We start from the raw sequence: 3,607 nt of genomic DNA, 5'->3' as shown, positions 1-3,607 counted from the left end.
TTTTGGGTATGCAAGAAAAAATGTCGCGGCGCATCCAACTGCACCCAGTGCTCGCCGTATGTTCTCCACGCATAACTATCACACAGCGGGATTCGAAGCAGGATTCGCCCATTGTCAGCAAGGGCTTCTTTGATCTTGGTCAACAAGACAAGCGGATTTGCTGCATGCTCGAAAGAATGGTGCATCATGATACAGTCAAATTGTGACTGTAATTCGGCAATATCGCATTTGTGAATTGTTACATTGTTTTCGTGGTGAATATCTTGGGCGATGAAGGGGTCCACTCCGGTAAGATTTGTAAAGCCCTCTTTATGCATGCTGAGGAGAAGGTCCCCTGAACCGCACCCCACATCAAGGATTTTTGAAGTCGCGGTTAGGTTTAATCCGTTAAACCACTCGAAATATTGAGGAGGTTTATAAAGCTTAGTTAATATTTTGTTTGTGAAATTGCTTTCCCCAAGGCAGTATTGTAGCCGTTGCTTTTTTAGAAACTTTTTCAGGGGAGAAATTTTCTTGTTCTTCTGTGGTTGCAGGGAATAGTAAGTGTCCGGGTAGTACCGAGCCATATCCTCAGGGATATTTGTAATCTGCAGGCAACCGCAATTGGCACATGCGAAATAATCGAATTCGTCTCTGGTGCCGAGCATCATTTCTCTGAAAACGTATTTTTTGTTGCCCGAAGTGTTTTGGCAGATTCCGCAGATGTTCATAATGGCTTCGCGTCAGTTATTCCCTTTTTGCCAATACACTCCAGAGTTGTCGATCCGGAGGAGTGGTGCATCAATATTCTCTTTGGCCCTGTAATCATCTGTTGCTTTTTTGCAGCCCGGGAGGACATAATCGTCGATTATGCAGAATCCGCCGTTGGACAATTTAGGGTAAAGATGTGTGAGCGCATCCATTGTTGATCCATACATGTCGCCATCAAGTCTGAGAATGGATAATTTTGTTATTGGAGCCTGCGGCAAAGTATCTTTGAACCACCCTTTGAGAAAGACGACTTTGCTGTCGAGCAAGTTGTATCTTCTGAAATTTTCTTCTACATTTTCTTGGGAAACAGCAAGAAATTTTTCCGTGTGATGTGAGTCCCCTTTGTCTGCAGGGAAATTGGTTGCATCTGGCTTGGGGAGTCCTTCAAATGAGTCTGCAACAAATACGGTCCTTTCGTTTTCTTCATAAGCACTGAGTACTGCTTTCATGAAAATGCACGCGCCACCGCGCCAAACCCCAGTTTCAATAAGATCGCCTTCGATTTTGTTTCTTAAAACCTCCTCAATGCAGTATTGGATATTGTCCAGCCTTTTCAAACCGATCATGGTTTCCGCATACATGGGCCAGATAATCCCTTCCTCGCGATCTTTTTCTTTGTAATTGGCAATCTCGACTATCTGCAGCTTGAAGCGGCGAAGAATCTTTGTAAAGTTGTGGATGAAATAGCGTTTTGTTGCGGATCTTTTATAGTTGAACGTTTCGAGAGGGATCCCGGGTTCTGGCCATAGCGTAAACGACAATGTTTTTTTCATTAGGTCAAGATAGAGGGATATTGCGATATTTTTCATAATTGTTCTCTTGGGTTTTTTTGTTGTTCTGGTGAGTTATTTACAGTGGTTTAATTAATAGCCCTTGTCCTGAAGGCAGGGAAACGACCCGTGATTTTTTTGTTCTAGCATTCGGAAGCTCATGAATTGCCTTATAGCCTTTGCCAAGTTGAAGGGATTAAATCTTTAGTGTTGAAAGTTTCTTCCTTAAACCATCTGGCCGGGGATAAAACCAATTTATCCGGATATTGGTTGAGCCATGCCCCCCACCAGGAAAAGCTGCTGTTGGCAATGATGTGATGCCTGCACTGACTCATCAGGCGCAAATCCTCGTAATTTTTTTTGGGGCCGTTATGATCGATGACGGTGGCTTGATGTGTGATGCGTAAATTTTTTTCCGCCCACTCGGGATCATCGCTGAAGATGAAAAAACAAGGGCGATGAACTTTTTGGGCAACACGTCCAATGCAGCGGGCATAATAGTCAAGATCGCATGTCCCATGGATTGTGTTTGTTTTTCCATCGGTAACATAATCCCCGCGGCGGACATGCAGGCTTATTGATTCACAGGAAGTCATTTGTTGTGCCAGCGTCAAATTTTTGCCTGTTTGCGGTAATGTTACCGTGAATTCATTTCTGATAATCTCCGAGATGTCTGAAAAATATTTTTCGCTTTGCCAGTAGCCGTCCAAGTATACGGAATCGTGCATGGTGAGTATTGCCGGATCGAAATGATACTGGTTTTCCCGGATATGGGTTATTCCCAATTTGTTTGGGTATCCCACAAGTTTTTTGATTTTCTTTTTCAAAGAACTTGCCTCTGGTTCTTTGAAAAGTCGTATCTCTTCTTGGGTTGCGATGCTTTCTTTTATATTGAACGCGGACAAGCCATAGTCGTGCAGAGTGTAATTTTTGAAATCCGATATATCCAGTTTCAGCACGGTGCCATGTATTGCAGCAAGACGCCTGCCTACGGCATATTGAAACATCTGGTTCCCCAGTCCACCCATTATTCTGACTATGATCATTTTAAAGAGCAACTATTGATTTGAGTTTTCTTGATACTGTTCTGCGGAACCTGTCCATGAAACGAGGTCCGGCACGATAAAAATCCCTTTCGGCCCGGCAGAGATCCTCATAATGTTTTTTGGCCGGAGCGGCAAGGGGGCTTGGGATATCGGGCGTACCTTGCAGGGCTGCGGAATAGATGCCTGCTCTGAGTTGGTATTTTGTGGCGCGGTCCATTTTTTTCACATAGTACGTGGAAGCGGCTTCGCGATAGATCAGTAGAGGGTCTGCCAGCATCCAAGCCTCGCCCAAGGCGCCGAGGCGGAGCCATAATTCGTAATCCTCACCGACCGGGGGGGCGAGACCTTCATTGAATGCTCCAGCCTTGATGAGGTGTTCCCGTCTGGTCATGACCGAGGAGATAATGAATATGTTTTCCTGCACCAGCTTCTCGTAGGGAATCAGACCAAAGGAGATTTTCTGGTGGTAGACGGGAGCGCCTTCTTTGGGGCCGATTCCATCCCAGCGGAAGGCGTTGGCGCCGAGGAGAACGCACGCCGTGTTGTGCTCAAGAAATTCCACCTGCCGTGTCAGCTTTTCAGGAAGCCAGAGATCATCGTCATCGAGAAAGGCGACAAACCGGGCAGTGCCTTGACCAATGGCGCGATTTCTTGGGGCGGACGGATAGCCGGCATGCCGGCCCGGTAAATGAATAAAACGGTTGTCGGCCAGAAAGGGCTTGACCGCCTCTCTGGTTTCCTGGCTTTCCCCATCTTCCGCAATCCAGCAGCGCCAGTCCGTATAGGTCTGGCTCTGAACGCTTTTCAGTGTTTCTGGCAAGAGGGCAGCCCGGTTGTAGGTGGGGATGATAATGTCGACGGTCATTGTTCAACGAATTGCATGGTGTAGAGCATATGATATACGCCGTTTTTGGCAAGGAGTGTATCGTGGGTGCCCTCTTCCGCAATCAACCCATCCTTGATGACGATGATCCGGTCTGCTTTTTTGATGGTGGAAAGCCGATGGGCGATGATGAAGGTGGTTCTGCCTTTCATCAGGTT

5 protein-coding genes are annotated in these 3,607 nt (G+C 46.4%); all 5 read right to left on the bottom strand.

What is annotated here, in order from left to right; all coding sequences use genetic code 11:
• A partial coding sequence (locus B3D59_RS04115; RefSeq protein WP_286817863.1) for a class I SAM-dependent methyltransferase occupies positions 1 to 710 on the bottom strand: 710 nt, incomplete at its 3' end.
• 12 nt (positions 711 to 722) lie between these two features.
• Positions 723 to 1,559 (bottom strand): TylF/MycF family methyltransferase, encoded by an 837-nt coding sequence (locus B3D59_RS04110; RefSeq protein WP_286817862.1) that lies wholly within the window; start codon positions 1,557 to 1,559, stop codon positions 723 to 725.
• A 131-nt stretch (positions 1,560 to 1,690) separates the two neighbouring features.
• Positions 1,691 to 2,548 (bottom strand): alpha-1,2-fucosyltransferase, encoded by an 858-nt coding sequence (locus B3D59_RS04105; RefSeq protein ID WP_286817861.1) that lies wholly within the window; start codon positions 2,546 to 2,548, stop codon positions 1,691 to 1,693.
• Between the two features lie 19 nt (positions 2,549 to 2,567).
• Positions 2,568 to 3,431: a glycosyltransferase family 2 protein gene (locus B3D59_RS04100; RefSeq protein ID WP_286817860.1), complete on the bottom strand. Its 864-nt coding sequence runs from the start codon at positions 3,429 to 3,431 to the stop codon at positions 2,568 to 2,570.
• Positions 3,428 to 3,607: hypothetical protein (locus B3D59_RS04095; protein WP_349676863.1), on the bottom strand; the 180-nt coding region annotated here is incomplete at its 5' end. The genes B3D59_RS04095 and B3D59_RS04100, both read right to left, overlap by 4 nt.

The sequence above is a fragment of the Desulfobacter sp. UBA2225 genome, from assembly GCF_002348205.1.
GTDB classification, from domain to species: Bacteria; Desulfobacterota; Desulfobacteria; order Desulfobacterales; family Desulfobacteraceae; genus Desulfobacter; species Desulfobacter postgatei.
Note: the sequence above shows the minus strand (reverse complement) of the source record. Positions and strands in the feature narration are given on the sequence as shown.